At 39.0% G+C, this 18,282-nt stretch carries 15 protein-coding genes and 1 pseudogene; 11 read left to right on the plus strand and 5 right to left on the minus strand.

The annotated features are described in order from the left end of the window. Positions 1-76 precede the first annotated feature (76 nt). The 4 genes from BK584_RS25500 to BK584_RS25505 all read left to right on the plus strand — a co-directional run bounded on the left by BK584_RS25500 (position 77) and on the right by BK584_RS25505 (position 6,438). Complete coding sequence (locus BK584_RS25500) at positions 77-376, plus strand: hypothetical protein (RefSeq protein WP_367579279.1); 300 nt, start codon at positions 77-79, stop codon at positions 374-376. A 542-nt stretch (positions 377-918) separates the two neighbouring features. Next, complete coding sequence (locus BK584_RS02085) at positions 919-5,235, plus strand: S8 family serine peptidase (RefSeq protein WP_078391051.1); 4,317 nt, start codon at positions 919-921, stop codon at positions 5,233-5,235. A gap of 96 nt (positions 5,236-5,331) precedes the next feature. Further along, complete coding sequence (locus tag BK584_RS02090) at positions 5,332-6,213, plus strand: EamA family transporter (protein ID WP_078391052.1); 882 nt, start codon at positions 5,332-5,334, stop codon at positions 6,211-6,213. A 78-nt stretch (positions 6,214-6,291) separates the two neighbouring features. Beyond that, on the plus strand, positions 6,292-6,438 hold the full coding sequence (locus BK584_RS25505; protein WP_367579280.1) for a GntR family transcriptional regulator: 147 nt from the start codon (positions 6,292-6,294) through the stop codon (positions 6,436-6,438). Positions 6,439-6,780: 342 nt separating this feature from the next. Here BK584_RS25505 and BK584_RS02100 read toward each other — a convergent pair whose 3' ends face one another. Further along, complete coding sequence (locus BK584_RS02100) at positions 6,781-7,116, minus strand: metal-sulfur cluster assembly factor (protein ID WP_078391053.1); 336 nt, start codon at positions 7,114-7,116, stop codon at positions 6,781-6,783. 98 nt (positions 7,117-7,214) lie between these two features. Here BK584_RS02100 and BK584_RS24435 point away from each other — a divergent pair, with 98 nt between their 5' ends. Continuing rightward, positions 7,215-7,376, plus strand: coding sequence for a hypothetical protein (locus tag BK584_RS24435; RefSeq protein WP_169871013.1), 162 nt, complete (start codon positions 7,215-7,217; stop codon positions 7,374-7,376). Positions 7,377-7,415: 39 nt separating this feature from the next. Here the strand turns inward: BK584_RS24435 and BK584_RS02105 are convergent, their stop codons facing one another. From BK584_RS02105 to katG, 3 genes are all read right to left on the minus strand, one after another. Continuing rightward, positions 7,416-7,538, minus strand: coding sequence for a methionine/alanine import family NSS transporter small subunit (locus tag BK584_RS02105; protein ID WP_078391054.1), 123 nt, complete (start codon positions 7,536-7,538; stop codon positions 7,416-7,418). A 3-nt stretch (positions 7,539-7,541) separates the two neighbouring features. Continuing rightward, positions 7,542-9,038 carry a sodium-dependent transporter gene (locus BK584_RS02110; RefSeq protein WP_078391055.1) on the minus strand — a complete coding sequence of 499 codons (1,497 nt, stop codon included), beginning with the start codon at positions 9,036-9,038 and terminating at the stop codon, positions 7,542-7,544. 273 nt (positions 9,039-9,311) lie between these two features. Then, entirely contained in the window at positions 9,312-11,537 is a 2,226-nt protein-coding gene (gene katG / locus BK584_RS02115) for a catalase/peroxidase HPI (protein ID WP_078391056.1), read from the minus strand. 544 nt (positions 11,538-12,081) lie between these two features. Here katG and BK584_RS02120 point away from each other — a divergent pair. The 3 genes and pseudogenes from BK584_RS02120 to BK584_RS02130 all read left to right on the plus strand — a co-directional run bounded on the left by BK584_RS02120 (position 12,082) and on the right by BK584_RS02130 (position 14,000). Continuing rightward, complete coding sequence (locus BK584_RS02120) at positions 12,082-12,363, plus strand: M23 family metallopeptidase (protein WP_078391057.1); 282 nt, start codon at positions 12,082-12,084, stop codon at positions 12,361-12,363. 50 nt (positions 12,364-12,413) lie between these two features. Further along, positions 12,414-12,684: pseudogene (locus BK584_RS25005) on the plus strand (Tn3 family transposase); the annotation flags it as partial. Between the two features lie 533 nt (positions 12,685-13,217). After that, on the plus strand, positions 13,218-14,000 hold the full coding sequence (locus tag BK584_RS02130; RefSeq protein WP_078391058.1) for an alpha/beta hydrolase: 783 nt from the start codon (positions 13,218-13,220) through the stop codon (positions 13,998-14,000). A 450-nt stretch (positions 14,001-14,450) separates the two neighbouring features. Here the strand turns inward: BK584_RS02130 and BK584_RS02135 are convergent, their stop codons facing one another. After that, positions 14,451-15,302 carry a YitT family protein gene (locus tag BK584_RS02135; RefSeq protein WP_078391059.1) on the minus strand — a complete coding sequence of 284 codons (852 nt, stop codon included), beginning with the start codon at positions 15,300-15,302 and terminating at the stop codon, positions 14,451-14,453. A gap of 191 nt (positions 15,303-15,493) precedes the next feature. Between BK584_RS02135 and motA the strand changes: the two genes are divergently transcribed. From motA to ytvI, 3 genes are all read left to right on the plus strand, one after another. Next, the gene (motA, locus tag BK584_RS02140; RefSeq protein WP_078391060.1) at positions 15,494-16,300 is read left to right on the plus strand and encodes a flagellar motor stator protein MotA; all 807 of its coding nucleotides are present in this window, start codon (positions 15,494-15,496) and stop codon (positions 16,298-16,300) included. Beyond that, a complete protein-coding gene (locus tag BK584_RS02145; protein ID WP_078391061.1) occupies positions 16,278-17,033 on the plus strand; it encodes an OmpA family protein in 756 nt (251 codons plus the stop codon). The genes motA and BK584_RS02145 overlap by 23 nt, the downstream gene beginning before the upstream one ends. 111 nt (positions 17,034-17,144) lie before the next feature. Continuing rightward, positions 17,145-18,281, plus strand: coding sequence for a sporulation integral membrane protein YtvI (ytvI, locus tag BK584_RS02150; RefSeq protein WP_245808788.1), 1,137 nt, complete (start codon positions 17,145-17,147; stop codon positions 18,279-18,281). The last annotated feature ends 1 nt before the right edge of the window (position 18,282 follow it).

The following is an 18,282-nucleotide window of genomic DNA, read 5'->3' on the forward strand; positions in this document are numbered from 1 at the left end:
TTAAAGCCCAAACAAGTTTTATCCTGCTATTCATCCGTTATATTCGATTTCTGATGAATTAGCGTCCGATGAAGAAGTGCGTCTCCTTATTAGTCAATCAGTAAAAATCTTACGTCGCTACCGTGAGCTTCTTGCGTTATATGCAATTAGAGGTACACATGTGCTTCCTAATAGTGAACGGCTTGTCTATACACGTGGAAAACAGTTAGAAGCTTATTTTACCCAACCGTTTTATATAGCAGAACCGTACACAAACAAAGCCGGGGTCTTTGTAGAGCCACGTTGTTTGTACAAAGACGTAAAAAAAATCCTTGACGGTGGAGCCGACGAGATTGAAAGTGCGCACCTTTATTATATAGGTTCTCTTATGAATTAAGTTCGGTCGGAATTAGAAAGAATTACCTAAAAAATGCCTTAGTAGTCTGACTTAAACCTTATTCTGAAAGACTATTATGGTGATAATAAACCCTATCATTTACACTAGAGCCTAAAAAGGCTCTTTTTTATAGACTTATCAAATTGGTTTAATTAACCAATTTGATCCTTATTAAGACAAAAAAAGAAGACTTATCACACTTTTAAATCTAAATATTTATTAAATCATATACTTAATAAGGGAAAATATACGATAAAAGCATTATTTTTTAATCATCCATAGAAAAATGTTGCTTTATATACCGACTTTACGTTCAAAAAAAGATCGATAACAGGAAAGAAGGGACTTTATGTGGTTGGGAAACAAAGAGTAAAGTATCAATTGTTTGATTATTTAGAATCAAGCGGAGTTAAATGACAAATTACGACAACATTTTGGCTAGGTTCATTATTATACTAAGGTCATCTTCCATGAATCGGCATCTTTTAGCATAGGAAAAGGGGGCATACGACAAGATCAGAGTAACTTAAGAATAGGGAGGAATGAATTTGAAAAGACGGATTCAGCAAAAAAGTTTCGCTATTGCAGCTGCATCTTTAATGGTAGTTAGTTTAAGCACACCAACTTTCGCAAATGGACAAGGATCCATTCATGACTCACTACGTAATTCAATGATTTATTCTGATGAAAAGGTCAGTGAGCGGGTTCTGGATTTATTTGAAGATCAAGAAAAGGCAACATTCTTAGTAAAATTCGCAGAAAATGCAGACACATTATCAATTGCAAAAGAAGCGAAAAAGAGTGCTTCTTCTCTGTCTAAGCACGAAGCTTTGACTATCCAGCGTTCGGCAGTCGTATCAGAATTGAAGGAAACGGCTTTAACATCGCAAGAAGATGTGCACGTTTTTCTGGAAGAAGCGATCGACAATGGTGATGTGGAAGAGTTTACTTCATACTTTATCGTAAACGGCATCGCAGTAACTGCAACAAAAGAAATTGCCGAAAAACTAGCAACGTTTGATTCGGTTGAAAAGATTCTGCCAAACGAAGATCGTACATTGTATACAACCGTTACAGAAGATGCAGAGGAAATAGAATCTACAATTGAAAATGTAGAATGGAATGTTGAAAGAGTTAGAGCACCAGAAGTATGGGATATGGGAATTGACGGATCAGGAATTGTTGTAGCAAGTATCGATACTGGGGCACAGTGGGACCACCCTGGCTTAAAAGAACAGTATCGAGGGTATGATCCATTGACTGGTGAAGTCGATCATGGTTTTTCATTTTTTGATGCAACTAATGCGGGTCAAAGTGATGCTTATGATGATAATGGTCACGGAACACATGTGACTGGGACAATGGTTGGAGCAGAACCCAACGGTTCAAACCAAGTTGGCGTAGCGCCAGGCGCCGAATGGATTGCTGTTAAAGCATTTACGTCATCAGGTGGTGCTACAGATGCTAGCCTCTTATCAGCAGCAGAGTGGATTTTAGCACCAACTGACGAAGATGGGAACACTCGTGTTGATTTAGCGCCAGATGTTGTCAATAATTCGTGGGGAGGAGGCGCAGGGCTTGACGAGTGGTATCGAGACGTTGTCACAAATTGGCGTGCCGCAGAGATTTTTCCGGAATTTTCCGCAGGAAACACTACTCTCAGTAATCCAGGAGGACCTGGGTCGGTCGCTGTGCCTGCTAATTACCCAGAATCATTTGCCACAGGGGCAACTGATGTTAATGATGTTGTAGCTGGCTTTTCATTGAGAGGACCATCACCTTATGATGAGATTAAACCGGATATTTCTGCTCCTGGGGTTAATATACGATCAACCGTTCCTGGCAGTGGTTATGAAGGTGGTTGGAATGGAACATCGATGGCCGGTCCTGCCGTCTCTGGGGTGGTCGCTTTATTAAAACAAGCCAATGCCAATTTAACCGTTGAGGAAATGGAAGAAATCTTACTTCATACGGCGATTCCGTTAACCGATTCTACGTATCCTGAATCACCGAATCATGGGTATGGGTATGGTTTAGTAAATGCATATGATGCTGTAAATTCGATTGTTGATGGACTCGGTACACTATCAGGGCAAGTAACCGAAGAAGGTGACGATACAGAGGAACCTTCTTATGCACACACACCTCCTAACGAAACGTATGAGGGTATGGATTTGACACTTACGATTGAAGCCTCTGATAATGTTTCCATTTCCTCAGTTATTTTAGCTTTCACAAATAAGAATGGCGAGAATATTTCAATCGATGCGGAGCGAATCTCTGGAAATTATGAATCAGGTACTTATTCAGCCACGATTCCTGGAGAAGACATTGCTGGTGATGAATTCAATTATTCTTTTGCCATAACAGACTTTGGACAAAATGAAGTAGTCACTGAAACTTATGTGATTCCGGTATTACAAGGGATCAGCGTTGGTTATTTGGAAGACTTTGAAGAGGAACCGACTGGATGGCAAATTTTCGGTCAAAACTCAAGCTGGGAATGGGGCGTTCCAACTTCCGGACCTAATTCCGCTGCCTCGGGTGAACATGTCTATGCAACAAACCTTTCTGGTCCATATGGGAATAACACAAATGCCACACTTGTTATGCCTCCAATCGATTTACCAGAAGGAGCTGCTTATTTGCAGTACAAACGGTGGTTTAATTTAGAGTCAAACTACGATTTTGCACATGTATTCATCTCAACAGATATGGAAGATTGGACACAATTAGAGCGTATGAATGGCTTAACGGCCGATTGGGAAGAGGCCGAAATTGATTTGTCCGAATACTCCGGTGAACGTGTTTATATCGGTTTCAACTTAACGACGGATTTTAGTGTAGTACGGGATGGATTATACATTGATGATGTGACTCTTTCAGATGAATCCATTCAGACTGGGACTAGTCTGAAACCCCCAACACCAAGCCCTACTTTAGGAGTTGCAGTGAATCAAGTTGGTCTTGGAGCTAGTAATGAAAAAGTTTCTTTAAAAGAGAAAGTCAACCCTTCAACAATTACACCTGAAATATCAGACCTAATCGAAGAGGATATTGACAATAAAGTTGGGCCTCAAGCTTTGCCTTTGGCTGCAACGGTTGAAGTAAAAGAATCGGGTCGTGCCGTTCAAACCAATCCAGCTAACGGTACATTCACATTGCTTCACGGTGCAGGTGAATTTACAGCAGAAGCAAGCGCGTATGGATATCACTCTGAATCACAGGCTGTTACGATTGAGGCAGAGGGAGCAACAACTGCGAATTTTATGCTTAATGAACTCGTTTCTTATGAAACGACTGGACAAGTATTAGATGAAGCAACTGGTGAACCAATTGCTGGTGCCACTCTTATGCTAGTAGAAGATGCAAATGTGACACCTGTCCAAACAGATGAGGAAGGTGCCTTTTCATTCTCGAGTTATGAAGGCGAATACACATTGCGCGTCACTGCGCGTGGGTTTCACGCTACCGATATTCCACTCTCAGTAACAGAAAATCGTACTTTAACAGTTGAACTTGAACCGTTTTACACGATTCCTGGTGGCGAGATCGGATATGATGATGGAACAGCGGAAAATGCTCGTGCTTTTTATGAAGCTGGCAATGGCTGGGCTGTTAAAATGTCTTTACCAGATGACAAAGAAACAGCTATTGTCACAGACGGCATTTTCCGTTTCTGGGATACGGAATGGCCTGTTCCAGGAGGGACGGAATTTGCAGTTGAAGTATGGGATGCATCAGGTGAGAATGGCTTACCAGGAGATAAGTTAGCTGGTCCGATCGAAGCCGAAGCATTACGAAATGGCGAGTGGACTTTCGTTGACTTGTCCGAACACGCTATTCAAGTTAGCGGAGATTTTTACATGGTCTATATTCAAACACAAGGAAACCCGAACACGCCAGGTCTTGCAACGGATGAAAACGGTCCACTTGCGGAACGAAGTTATCAATATGTCGATGGAAGTTGGAGTCCAACACCTGCTGCAGAAGGGAACTACATGATTAGAGCTGGTGTTGATTATGAAGTAAGTTCACCGGTCATCACTTCACCAGCAGAAGACTTTCTAACAAATGAAACAGAACTCACTGTTGAAGGTACAGCTTCCCCAACAACACAAATTTCACTCCGTAATAATGGAGAAGAAGTTGCTTTAGATGAAATTGGATCGGATGGCGAGTTCGCATTGCCAATCACATTAACTGAAGGTATTAACGAGCTCTATGCTGTTTCTGTTTTAAACGGTACTGAAATGGATGAATCGAATATTGTTACAGTGACACTGGATACAATCGCACCAGAACTAACAATCGATTCTCCAGCGAATGGAGATAAGATAAATCGTGAAACGGTAACAGTAGAAGGTACAGTAACGGATGAGAACCTTGATTATGTAGAGGTCAATGGTCAGACAGCTAGTATTGAAAATGGTCAGTACTCAAAACGAATCCTACTCGATAACGGTACAAACGATATCGAAGTTGTCGCAGTTGACCTCGCTGGTAATGAAACATCTGAATCTGTATCAGTAGAAGCAAAGTACGATGCTCCTGTGATTGAGAACCTCACACCAGCTGAAGATAAAAATTTATCTGCTGGTGAATCAGTGAAGATTGAATTTGAAAGTGAACCTGGACTGCGCACAACTTTCATGATTCATATGCCACTTACAAACACAACGGCAAATGCGACTGAATTGCCAATGATGGAAATAGAAGATGGCTATTATGTCGGCTATTATACAGCAACAAGCAATGTTGTTGCAGAAGGGGCCGTTATCGAAGTTAAAGCAGTTGATTCATTTGGAAATGAATCAAGAAAGAAAGCAGACGGAAAATTATTTATTAATGTAGACTGAAAAAAACGACCTGCAACGATGTACGTTGCGGGTCGTTTTTTCGCTTGTTTGATTCCAGTTATTCCGTTAAAGTGAAATGGAGCGGAGGAATCGTACATGATGAACAAACCAGCGATTTTATTTGTATTGTTAGCGGCAGTTTTATGGGGGACCACAGGAACTGCTCAAGCATTCCTTTCAAATGATGCCCATCCAATAGTAGTTGGTGCCATTCGATTGGCGATTGGAGGGAGTTTGTTACTTCTTCTTGTAACACGCACGAACAAACCGATTCAGTTGAGTACATGGCCAAAAATCCCCTTAATTGTTAGTGTCGTTGCGATGGCGGTATACCAACCTTTTTTCTTTACCGCAGTTTCTGTTACTGGAGTAACTGCTGGTACGGTTATTGCGATCGGCAGTGCACCAATTATGGCAGGTTTACTGGAATGGTTTATAAACAGGAAAATGCCTCAATTAAAGTGGTGGTTGGCCACGGCACTAGCCATTATGGGATGTTTTCTTCTGACAACAGGAGCGACTGATACCATCTCTTTTGATCCTATAGGTATTTTATTTGCCTTAGGAGCTGGTCTCTCTTTTGCTACTTATACACTTTTTAGTAAGAGTCTCCTTGATATAAGAGAACCTGATGTAGTCGTTGCTATTGTCTTTTCCTTTAGCGCTTTATTATTAGTCCCGATTTTCTTCTTCTATGATGTGAGTTGGTTATTTCAATGGCAAAGCATGGTTGTTGCTCTGCATCTAGGCGCAATCGCCACAGCAATTGCTTATTTACTTTTTGCGAAAGGGTTATCCAAGATTCCTGGATCACTTGGTGTTACCCTAGCTCTAGCAGAACCTTTAACGGCATCGCTTTTAGGGGTTCTTATAGTAGGAGAACGTTTGCCTATCGCTTCTTGGTTTGGTGTTTTATTGTTATTAGGTGGTTTAATTGTAGCTTCAATGATGCCGAAGAAAAAGACACTTTACCAATAGAGTGTCTTTTTTTATCGACTTTCCATCAACATAACTATATGGTTTGTGGGATGAGCAATGAACCGTGGAGGTTAAGAAATGGGATTTACATTTTCCGAGGGTCAACCGAATTTTAAACAAATTAATGTACGAATCGCAAATGAAATCGTAAATGGCTCATTGAATGAAGGGGACCAAGTCCCTTCAACAAATGAGTTCGCTAAAGTACTACAATTAATCCTGTAACTGCAGCTAAAGGTATTCATTTACTTGTGGAGCAAGAGATTTTATTTAAAAAGAGAGGCATTGGTATGTTTGTGGCTGAGGGGGTGCACAAGAAATTGCTCATCGAGAGACGAGCGGCGTTTTAGAATCTTTTTTAATTCCATTATTAAATGAAGCTGAACAAATTGAATTAGGCAATGAGGAAACGTTTAATTGATGAGTGGGGGAGAAAACCAACAAGCTTGTAATAGCAAGCTCACCAGTCCTTACATAAAGCGAATCTACATACATCAGTAATTGCTATAAGCCCATAATTAATAAGCTTGTCACTTAAAAAACCCGCGCACTAGCACGGGTTTTTTGTTAGTCTGTCACACCAAGAGCGATCTTCGCATAACGGGACATTTTGTCTTTCGACCACGGTGGACTCCAGACGATATTAATGTCGACTGTACCAATTTCTTGTAGCTCTTGTAATTCAACTAAAGCGTTTTTAATGTCTGCTGTAATTGTCCCGGCAAGAGGACAGCCCATAGCCGTAAGGGTCATGACAACAACAGCATTTAATTGATCATCAAGCTCGATGTCATAAATGAGTCCCAAGTTGACAATATCAATCCCAAGCTCCGGATCAATGACATTTTCTAATTGAGCCATTACACGCTCTTTTGTGTCTTTCAGTTCTTCTTCAGTAGGCATATGCTCACCTCCGATAAGTATATGCTTAGTATAGCAATAATATTGTAATTGAAACCAGTATTCTGCTTATCCGTAAATGGAGAAGAGGAGGGATTGTTTTGGCAAACGATTTTTTTGTCGGGTGGGGGACACTCGCTTTAATCAATGCTGGTCTAGCTCAAGGTAAAAACAGGACGGGGCTAAATTGGTTTTTGTTATCACTTTTACTCGGTCCCTTAGCTACTTTTATTTTGCTTTTTGTTGATAAGAGACAGCATTAAAAGAATGAACCCGGCAAACATTGTTTGCCGGGTTCATTCTTATGCTTTATTCTCCTTCTTTTTACGTCGAGAAGTTATATATGCAAAGGTAATACTAGCAATCATACCACCCCAAAGGATCACCATGCCAACAACCATCATCAAAATTGCACTTGTACTCATTACTTACACCTCTTTTCGATGCGAGTCTATTTTACCGGCGGGCCATTTGATAAAGCTAAAAAGAATACCTAGTAAGAGAGCTGCACCTGCTACGCCCCAGCCAGACACGGCTAAGAATGAAAGCGGCATATCTCCATACGGACTTCTTACATTATCAATGAATGCAAGGGTTAAATTTACACCAAGTACAATCGGAGTAACGATGAGTAAGCAAAGCTTCCACCATAAACCGACTTTGAAATCAGATACCGTGTTTAAGTGAACTTGAAGCACATCAAGTTTACGCATAACCCACGCAACAGCTATAACAGAAACTAAACCTGCAAATGCAATCCCAAATTGATTAATAAAGTTATCAACTGCATCAAGGAGATTAATTCCACCTCGCGTTGCATACAAGAGAGAGATGATTGCAGATAAGCCGCCACCTACTAATACCGATTTTGTTCGTGAGACTTGAAACTTTTCTTGAACACCTGCAATGTATGTCTCCGTAATTGAAATTAAAGACGTGATCCCGGCAAGTACAAGACACCCAAAGAATAAAAAGCCGAAAAGTCCGTTAAAACCAGGCATGGTATTTATTATTTCAGGAATTGCTACAAATGCTAATCCAATCCCACTTGAGACAACTTCAGAGACTGGCACACCTAAATTTCCTGCCATAAACCCTAAAGTAGCGAAAATTCCAATACCTGCTAAAAGTTCAAAACTACCGTTACTAAATGCAGCAATAAATGCGCTATTGTTTAAGTCTTCTTTTTTAGGTAAGTAACTAGAATACGTAATCATAATTGCAAAACCGATTGATAAACTGAAAAATATATGTCCATATGCAGCAACCCATACACCAGGAGTTGCGAGAGCCTGCCAATCAGGTCGGAAAAAGACATCAAGTCCTTCGAGCGCACCATCCAGCGTAAGTGCACGTATAACAATGGCTAAGAACATGACAACTAATAAAGGAATAAAGATGCGATTTGCCCACTCAATTCCTTTTTTAACTCCAGCAAGCATGATCACAAATACACCGGCCCAAACAACAATTAGGGGTATAAGAACATTCGTATTTAGTCCGCCAAGAACACCGGCATCTGCCGCTTCTAAATAACTTCCAAAAAAGAAACCATTTGTATCGCTACCCCAACTTTGGTTAAAAGAAAACACCATATAAGATAGAGCCCATGCAATGATGACAGAGTAATAGGTTGCTACCACAAAGGATATAGCAACTTGCCACCAACCAATCCATTCAGCTTTTTTGTTAATACGTGCAAAAGAAAGGGGAGCGGAGCCACGATATTTTTGCCCGATTGAAAATTCCATTAATAGTAATGGAATACCTGCAGTTAACACCGCAAACAAATATGCGAGGAAAAATGCTCCGCCACCATTGTCATATGCGACATAAGGAAACCTCCAAATATTCCCTAAACCGACCGCCGAACCAATGGCTGCCATAATAAATCCTGCTCTAGTACCCCATTGTTCTCTTGCCATTTTGTTGCCTCCCTATTAAATTGTATTTAGTCAAACAATTCGATCATTTCAACATTCGACAAACCATAAATAAATTCCTGCTCTAGTAAAAAATGATTAAATAGATAGGGAGGGGGGGCAAAACGAATAATTAATGAATTAAAATTTCTGAGTGCTTTTTGATACCGTAATCCACATTCAAAACTAGGAGTAAGGATGTTTCTTGTAAATTATGATGAATCATTGATTAAACAAAATTAGACGCCGCCAGTACGCTGACGACGTCTAATTGCCTTATTTAGTCACAAATTCTTCCTTCTTAGCCTTAAGATCAAAACGGTCAGCGTTCATGACTTTGACCCATGCTGCAATAAAGTCCGTTACAAACTTACCTTTGTTATCGTCTTGTGCATACACTTCAGAGATTGCACGTAATACAGAATTTGAACCAAACACAAGGTCGACTCTTGTAGCGGTACGTACCACTTCACCAGTCGTACGATCACGACCTTCATAGACCGTTCCATCTACTGGTCTCCATTCAACACCAATGTCAAGCAGGTTCGTAAAGAAGTCAGTAGAAAGTGTTCCGACGTTTTCTGTAAATACACCATGTTTTGTGCCAGCATGATTTGTACCTAAAACGCGCATACCACCAATTAATGCTGTCATTTCAGGGGCAGTAAGTTGTAATAATTGAGCTTTGTCTACTAAAAGTTCTTCAGCTGTAACATTAAATTGCTGTTTTTCGTAGTTACGGAACCCGTCAACAACTGGCTCTAAGACGTCAAAACTTTCTACATCTGTTTGCTCCTCACTTGCATCTCCACGTCCTGGTGCAAAAGGAACAGTGACATCAAATCCAGCGTTATTGGCCGCTTTTTCAATTGCAGCACTCCCACCAAGAACAATTAAGTCAGCTAAACTAATTTTTTTAGAAAGTCGACCTTGTAGATTTTCTAAAACATTAAGGACGTTTGCCAGCTGTTCTGGCTGGTTAACCTCCCAATCTTTTTGTGGTTCAAGACGGATGCGTGCTCCATTCGCACCACCACGCAGATCAGAACCGCGGAACGTACTAGCTGATGCCCAAGCTGTAGTTACTAATTCGCCAATTGTAAGTTCAGTATTTAAGATTTGTGCTTTTAACTCTTCAATCTCTTCATTTGTTAATTCATAATCTACTTTTGGAACGGGGTCTTGCCAAATTAATTCTTCTTGCGGCACTTCTGGTCCAACATAACGATCACGAGGACCCATATCACGATGAAGTAACTTGAACCATGCGCGAGCAAAGACATCAGCAAATTCTTCTGGGTTTTCATGGAACCTGCGAGATATTTTTTCATATGCAGGATCTGTACGCAATGCCATATCGGCAGTTGTCATAATTGTTGGTACTCGGACCGAGGCATCTTCAGCATCTGGGGCAAGGTCTTTTGCATCTGGTTTGATTGCTACCCATTGATAAGCTCCTGCAGGACTTTTTGTTAACTCCCATTCATAACCAAATAATAAGTCAAAGAAGCCATTATCCCACTGTGTTGGGTTAGCAGTCCAAGCACCTTCAATTCCACTAGTGATTGTGTCGCGACCTTTCCCACTTCCGTGTGAACTTAGCCAACCTAAACCTTGCGCTTCCAGCGGGGCTGCTTCTGGTTCTGGACCAACTTGCGCAGGATCACCTGCGCCGTGGGCTTTCCCAAACGTATGCCCACCAGCCACAAGAGCTACAGTTTCCTCGTCATTCATACCCATACGTGCAAATGTTTCGCGGATATCACGACCACTTGCAGCTGGATCAGGCTTGCCATTTGGACCTTCAGGATTTACATAAATTAAGCCCATTTGCACGGCTGCAAGTGGATTCTCTAATTCACGGTCACCGGTATAACGGTTATCACCAAGCATTTCCGTTTCTTTGCCCCAATAGATGTCTTCTTCAGGATGCCAAATATCTGCGCGTCCTCCACCAAAACCAAATGTCTTACCGCCCATTGATTCAATTGCGACATTGCCTGTTAGAAGAAGCAGGTCAGCCCAAGAGATTTTATTCCCGTATTTTTGTTTAATAGGCCATAGAAGTCTGCGCGCTTTATCAATATTTGCGTTGTCCGCCCAGCTATTTAGGGGAGCAAAACGCTGGTTACCAGTATTTCCACCGCCACGACCATCACCAGTGCGGTATGTACCTGCTGCATGCCACGCCATTCTGATAAACATTGGTCCGTAATGACCATAGTCGGCAGGCCACCAGTCTTGGCTATCTGTCATAAGGTGATGCAGGTCTTTTTTTAAGGCATCATAATCTAGTTTATTAAATTCCTCTGCATAATCAAACTCTTCACCAAGAGGGTTCGATTTTTTATCATGCTGATGTAGGATAGATAAGTTTAAATGATTTGGCCACCAATCTTTGTTTGTTGTACCGCTAAATTTTGGACTTGTCGTACTTCCATGAGAAAAAGGACATTTTCCTCCTTGGTGATTAGCTTCAGAGATAATATTGTTCTCGCTCATAAAAACTCTCCTTTATTATAGAATGTGTAGAAAATAATTATATATCAGGATAGCAACTATCAGATGATAATAATTATTATATAATCATTATAATAAAATATTAAAGAAAATGAAAGACTATAATCTTAGAAAAAATATTTTCTTTTTCCTAATAGAACGTTGTCACGGAAGAAGTGAATCCTGTTTCGTTACGAATAAGTTGAAATAAATGAAATGACCAAGATGGAGAAATTTGACGTTGTTATTGATAATATGGAGAGTTTAAATGAAATTTGGTAGCGGAAGGGAGGTGGAGAAGCAATGATCGGATGAGTCTACATTTCTAAAGTCATAAAATCATTTAAATATATGTAGGAATCAAGAGCTTAAAGCAACAATATAGAAGGAGCAGGACTTGAAATAGAAATGCGATTATAACTAAACGACAATTGATAGTAATAATAAAAGCCATAGAAGGAGGTTTCACAAAAACGAACTATATATACTTGTTAAGTATTTAATGTATGTGTTTTTACACGTGAAATGCGAAACTCTCCGAGACTGAATACAACTCTTAAAGAACAAAAAACGAACATTTCAGGTTTCAGTTAGTCAGTGTGTAAAAAAACTTGAAGTTATTGGTAGAGTTGGTCATTCAGGTAATTCCTTTGCTCCGCATTTGCATTTTCAACTTTTGAATAGTAGTGACATAGCTACTGCAAACGGATTGCCTGTTGCCTTTGAACAATTGGAAATATTTAAAAATGGCATATGGGAAAAAGTAAATTCTGGGATTCCAACAAATAAAGATAGAATAAGTTTTCGAAAATCTGATAAATGGCAATAAATGAATTTTGTAGAAGTTTAAACATTAAGTTATGTTAAGATAAAGCAGCAAAAGCAAAACTCAGGGTAGATCGTTTGGAAAAGGATACCCCAAAAGATGCACGAACCTTCAGCTTATCCTTAAAATATGCTTCCAAGAATTAAGCTCACTGATCTTTTAATGGAAGGTAGCGCACTGGACAGGGTTTGACGAAATATTAATCCACGTTGCAACAAATCGCCCTCTAGAGGGTGAAGAAAGATCATTTCTAGGGCTGCGCTCATGGCAATGGGAACGAATATCGGATTGACTAAAATGGCAGAGGTTACGCCTAGAGTTTCATAAGTTTTAATCACTGTTATAAGAGTTGTATTTAAAAATGAACTAAACAATTATGCGTTGCGTTTTATAAGTAGTATAGTCATACTACCAGTAATTCCGATATATTGGCTAATCTCTGATATGTATATTTTATTCACTCAACATTAATGAACAAAATCTATAAACTTCACAAGTTTATATTTACACAAAATTACATAAACGTGAATTTTTAATTTTATAATCTGCTAGAACTACTGCCATAAAAGCGTTAACATTTTTTCGTATTCCTTAAAATTAATATAATTAATAATATTATGTATAAAAATATAAATATATTTATTTGAAAAGTCTGTATATAGTTGTTAATTTAGTGAGGAGAAGATTGTTATTTTATAAAAAATACAAACTTCAACAAAAAAGTGAAGGGAAGATTCAAATGAAACTATGGCAAAAGTCCATCACGTTTACGATGGCACTAGCACTGATGATTTTCGGACGGTCTACCCCAACTTTGGAAGCTAACGCACAAGATCGTGCGATTAGGAGTTTGTAAGGTGAAATCTATTAAGTTTGATTATCCACATACAGTGAAAAATTATAAAATAGTTGAGGGGAGAAACTTAAAACTTTATATATTTGAGCCAACAGTCCATCTAAAGAATAATTCAGCTATTTTATTTTTAAATGGGGGAAGTTTTAAAAAAGAACCAAAAACTCCTGTACAATTTCAACATCAAGCACATTATTTTTCTTCTAAGGGTATGGTTGCAATTTGTGTCGATTATCGAAATGGGGCAGATAAAGGTTTCCTTCCAACACAAGCAATCTGTGATGCTAAATCCGCTGTAAGATGGGTAAGGGAAAATTCAAATGAATTAGGAGTAGACATAAACAAAATTGTTGTATGCGGCTCCTCAGCAGGAGCATATATAGCAGTCTCTTCTATTATGTTTGATGATTTAAATGATGAGAGTGATAATGAAAGTATAAATCATATTCCCAATGTTTTAGTTGTTTTTTCGGGTGTCATGGATGGTGTGGATATAATGAGAAGGCGCTATCCTAAATTACTTGGAAAAGCATTTGAGTTATCACCTATACATAATGTAAAAAAATGTTTACCACAAACACTATGGATATGTGGTACAGCGGATATTGATTATGAACAAAATAAAGAGTTTATTGAACTAATGGAACAAGAGGGTAATGATATAACCTTTAAGACGTATGAGGGTATGGAACATGGTTTTTTTAACTATGGTAGACATAAAAATTACTATTATCATAAAACAGAGCTTGAGATTGAAAGGTATTTACATTTGCTGAACTTAATTTAGTGGTAATTGAGATTAATTTAAGAGTTCTTAAGTTAAAGGAGCGATTCTGGTACAAGGATTAGCACTCATTTTTTTCTAATAAGATAAGAATTAACTCTATATTTGAATAATGACATAAAAGTGCCTACTAACGATACTTAAGCAAGGTACTTTGTTGTCAATTGTCTTTAGACAAGGAGAATAGCACATTCCTAACTAAACATTTTAATAAGTTTACATAATATACATTACAGGAACCAATAAAATAAAAGCGGATACTGTCTCATTACCATAAGTAATCTTGCCAAATGAGACAGAAAAATGAAAGCACATAAATAATATAACTTCTTTTAATACGTAATTATCATTTTCGTAAATTAAAAAGTTCATCCCGTCTGGTTTCAAGAATGAACTTTACGTTTTGTATGTATCTGTTTTATATCTATTTAATTCCTTGATCTTTGTTTTTTGTTAATGCTCTTCTTTTCTTGTAAAGGTAGATCCTCTTGATTCATGTGCGTTAATAATTGTGAAGAATGCGTTTTTGTCGTATGTATAAATGGTCTTTTTTAACCGCATGATCTCCATTCTACGGACAACGACATATAATACGTCTTTTTCTTCGCCATCATACCCCCCTTGTCCTTTTAAACGAGTCACACCTTTTCCAAGATCATCTGTGATTGCTTTGGTTAATTGTTCGTATTTCTTTGAGACAATCATGACAGCTTTTGTGGAATCTAGACCTTCTACCACTGCATCAATCGCTTTTGCGGCTACATAATAAGTTAAGATTGAATACATGGCGTTTTCAATCCCGAGAACAAACGCGGCCCAGGCAAAAACAAAGATGTTAAAGACTAAAACACATTCTCCGACTGTAAAAGGCAACTTTTTTGTAATAAGTAATGAGAGGATTTCAGTACCATCAAGTGCCCCCCCATTTCGTATAACAAGGCCTACTCCAAGTCCAAGAAGAAGACCTCCAAAAATGGTTGCCAGTAATGGCGTAGATGTTAATGGTGCTAAATGCCAATGATGCAAAACAGCTTCAGTTGCCGCTAACGCGACAATGCCTATTAACGAAAAAAGAAAAAATTGCCCTCCTAGATGTTTATATCCAACATAAAGAAAGGGTAAGTTCAAGAGAAATACGAGCAAACCAAAGTTAATTTGCGTGAGTGTATTTAAAATAAGTGATATCCCTATAATACCCCCGTCGATTATACTATTTGGAAGTAAAAACCATTCGATAGCGATAGCAGCAATAATTGCGCCGATTATCACTAGTGAACAACGGATAAAATGGGTAGTCGCTGTCATAAAGATGACCTCCCTCTTCTGTTACTATGGGCAAAACAAGAATTTTTATGCAATATTACCCATGAAAACCTAAGCCTTTTGAATCAAATAAAGTGACAAAACTGCGAAATTCGTTTGAAGACTTCAAGTAAAGAACAATTTGTCCGATTCAAGAAGATAAGGACAGATTTTTTTATATAAAGGAGAAATTCATGGATAAGTCATCAATTATCGGCATCATTTTAGGAGTGGGTACGCTTATACTCGGTATGCTCTTAAAAGGTTCAAGCCTTGAAGTACTTCTAAATCCAGCAGCAGTTGTAATCATTGTACTTGGAACAGTCGCGACTGTTTTTATTGCATTCCCCTATTCTGATATTAGGCGTATACCTAAATTATTTGGTGTCTTGTTTACAAATAGTCGTGATGCCTCTCAAACAGAGATCGTTAATAAGTTTGTTGAATATGCGACTATTTCACGTAGAGATGGGATGTTAGCATTAGAAAGTAAAATTGAGGAAATAGACGACCCTTTTTTTCAACAAGCTTCTCGAATGATGATTGACGGTCAAGACCCTGATTTCATTAGACATACGCTTCATGAACGGATTGAAGCTATGCAAGAAAGACATGACTCTGGGGCTGCCATTTTCAGTCAAGCAGGTACCTACTCTCCAAGCTTAGGTGTGTTAGGAGCTGTCTTAGGCTTAATTGCTGCCTTAGGTAACCTAGACGACATAACAAAGCTTGGTGAATCCATTGCAGCGGCTTTTGTGGCTACGCTCCTTGGGATATTCTTTGGATATGTTTTATGGCATCCCTTTGCAAATAAATTACGCCGAAAATCAAAGGTTGAAGTATTAAATCAACATATGATCATTGAAGGAACGATCGCGATCATTAACGGTAGCTCGCCAAGAGCAATTGAAGAGTACTTATCTGTTTATATGGAAGAGAAAGTACAACGAGCATACAAAGAAGGGGCCGATCGCGGAAATGTCACAGAACAGGAGATCTAAACGGCGGTCAGATAATAATCACATTGATGAAACGTGGCTCTTGCCTTATGCAGACATGCTTACACTGCTCGTTGCTCTCTTTATTGTTTTGTTTGCAATGGGGCAAGTGGATCAGGCAAAATATGATGAACTACGGATTGTTTTATCCGATACGCTTGGTGGCAAAGGAATATTAGATAATCAAGAGGCAATTAATGCTTCAGATCAGCCAACAAAGCATGAAACCGTAGAAACATCAGAGTTAAGTGAGATGGCTCAAGTAGAGATGAATGAATTAGAACAACTGCAAAGTAGATTAAATGGGTATATTGAAGAGATGCAGCTTGCAGATCGACTACAGACAGAATTAGGCGCATCCGGGCTCCTCGTAACGATTAATGATGGTATTCTGTTTGATTCAGGAAGCGCAACGTTAAAAAAAGAATCTCATCAATTGATGGAACAATTATCGAATATGCTCGCCTCAGATCCACCACGCTTTATACAAATTTCTGGACATACAGACGATGTACCAATACATAGTGTTCAATTTGAATCGAATTGGGAATTGAGTAGTAGTCGAGCGTTTAATGTGATGAATCTCTTTTTGGAATCAGGTGTGATCGAACCTGCACAACTCTCCTTTACTGGATATGGAGAATACCATCCAGTTGCAACAAATGATACAAAAGAAGGTCGACAGGAAAATAGGCGTGTTGAAGTATTGGTACTGCCTCTGGAGCCACTCGAATAGACCTAAAAACAGACCTATACTCGGGTCTGTTTTTAGGTTGGTTGTATTTGACAGCAGCACATTCGAGAACTACAATTGTTTAAAAACCCTTGATTGAATTAGGAAGAAGGTGTGGGCTTGTCGCGCGATGTCGCTTGGATGATTTTACGTACATTTGCAATTATTATATTCTTAATTGTCGCAGGCTGGCTTGTAGCCCGCCTATTTTCACTAACATACCCCTTTTGGTTTGCGGCATTACTAGCATGGATGCTTCAACCAGTGGCTCGTTTCTTTCAACATAAGTTAAAGTTTAGTCGTGGATTTGCAAGTCTTTTTGGACTTTTAGGTGGAATTCTTGCGATTAGTGCTCTTTTAACAGGAATTATCTCATTGATTTATCTAAGCATTAGCCAATTCATTGAACAAGTGCCATCATGGATAGAAGAAGGTGCACAAAAAATTCAGATCTTCTTTAACGAGAGCATTTGGCCCTATTGGCAACAAGTTCTTGGCCTATTTGATGATTTTGGAACTGGATCGAACAGCGCTCTAACAGGTTCAATTGATGAATTAGGCACCGTTTTAAGTAATGCTGTTGGTAATTTAGGACAATCTGTCTTGGACGTAGCTACGAATATCTTTTTTGGATTACCTAGCTTTTTAGTTGCGTTTCTCTTTATTATTTTAAGCATTTACTTTATGGGCAAAAGCTGGAGTTTTTATCAAGCCGTTTACGATAGACATTTGCCTAGGTCAGTTCGTAAAAAAGGGAAAGAGTTTATTCAGGCAGCTCGCAGACGTTTGTTTGGTTTTGTTCGTGCTCAGCTTATTTTAATGTTTGTCACTGCGGTTATCGTCTTTGTAGGTTTACTTGTCTTGCAAGTTGAAAAAGCTTGGATGCTCGCAATCGTCGTAGGGATAGCTGAATTGCTTCCGTACCTAGGAACAGGAACCATTCTGATACCATGGTTCGTTTATTTATTTATTTCTGGCGATATGTCTGGAGCTCTTGGTTTAGCCATCCTCTATGTGATCATCGTTATTATCAGACAATTACTCGAACCGAAAATACTATCAACGAACATGAATTTGAATCCAGTAGCCGTCTTAATCTCTCTCTTTGCAGGATTACAGATGTTTGGGGCTTTTGGTTTATTTCTAGGTCCAGTTATTCTCGTATTGATTGTCATCTTAAATGACATTGGATTCTTTCGAAGCGTCATTCAATTCATTCGTTCAGGATTTACAGAAGCCGACAAGAAATAAG

The organism is Shouchella patagoniensis (assembly GCF_002019705.1).
In the GTDB taxonomy this organism is placed as follows: domain Bacteria; phylum Bacillota; class Bacilli; order Bacillales; family Bacillaceae_D; genus Shouchella; species Shouchella patagoniensis.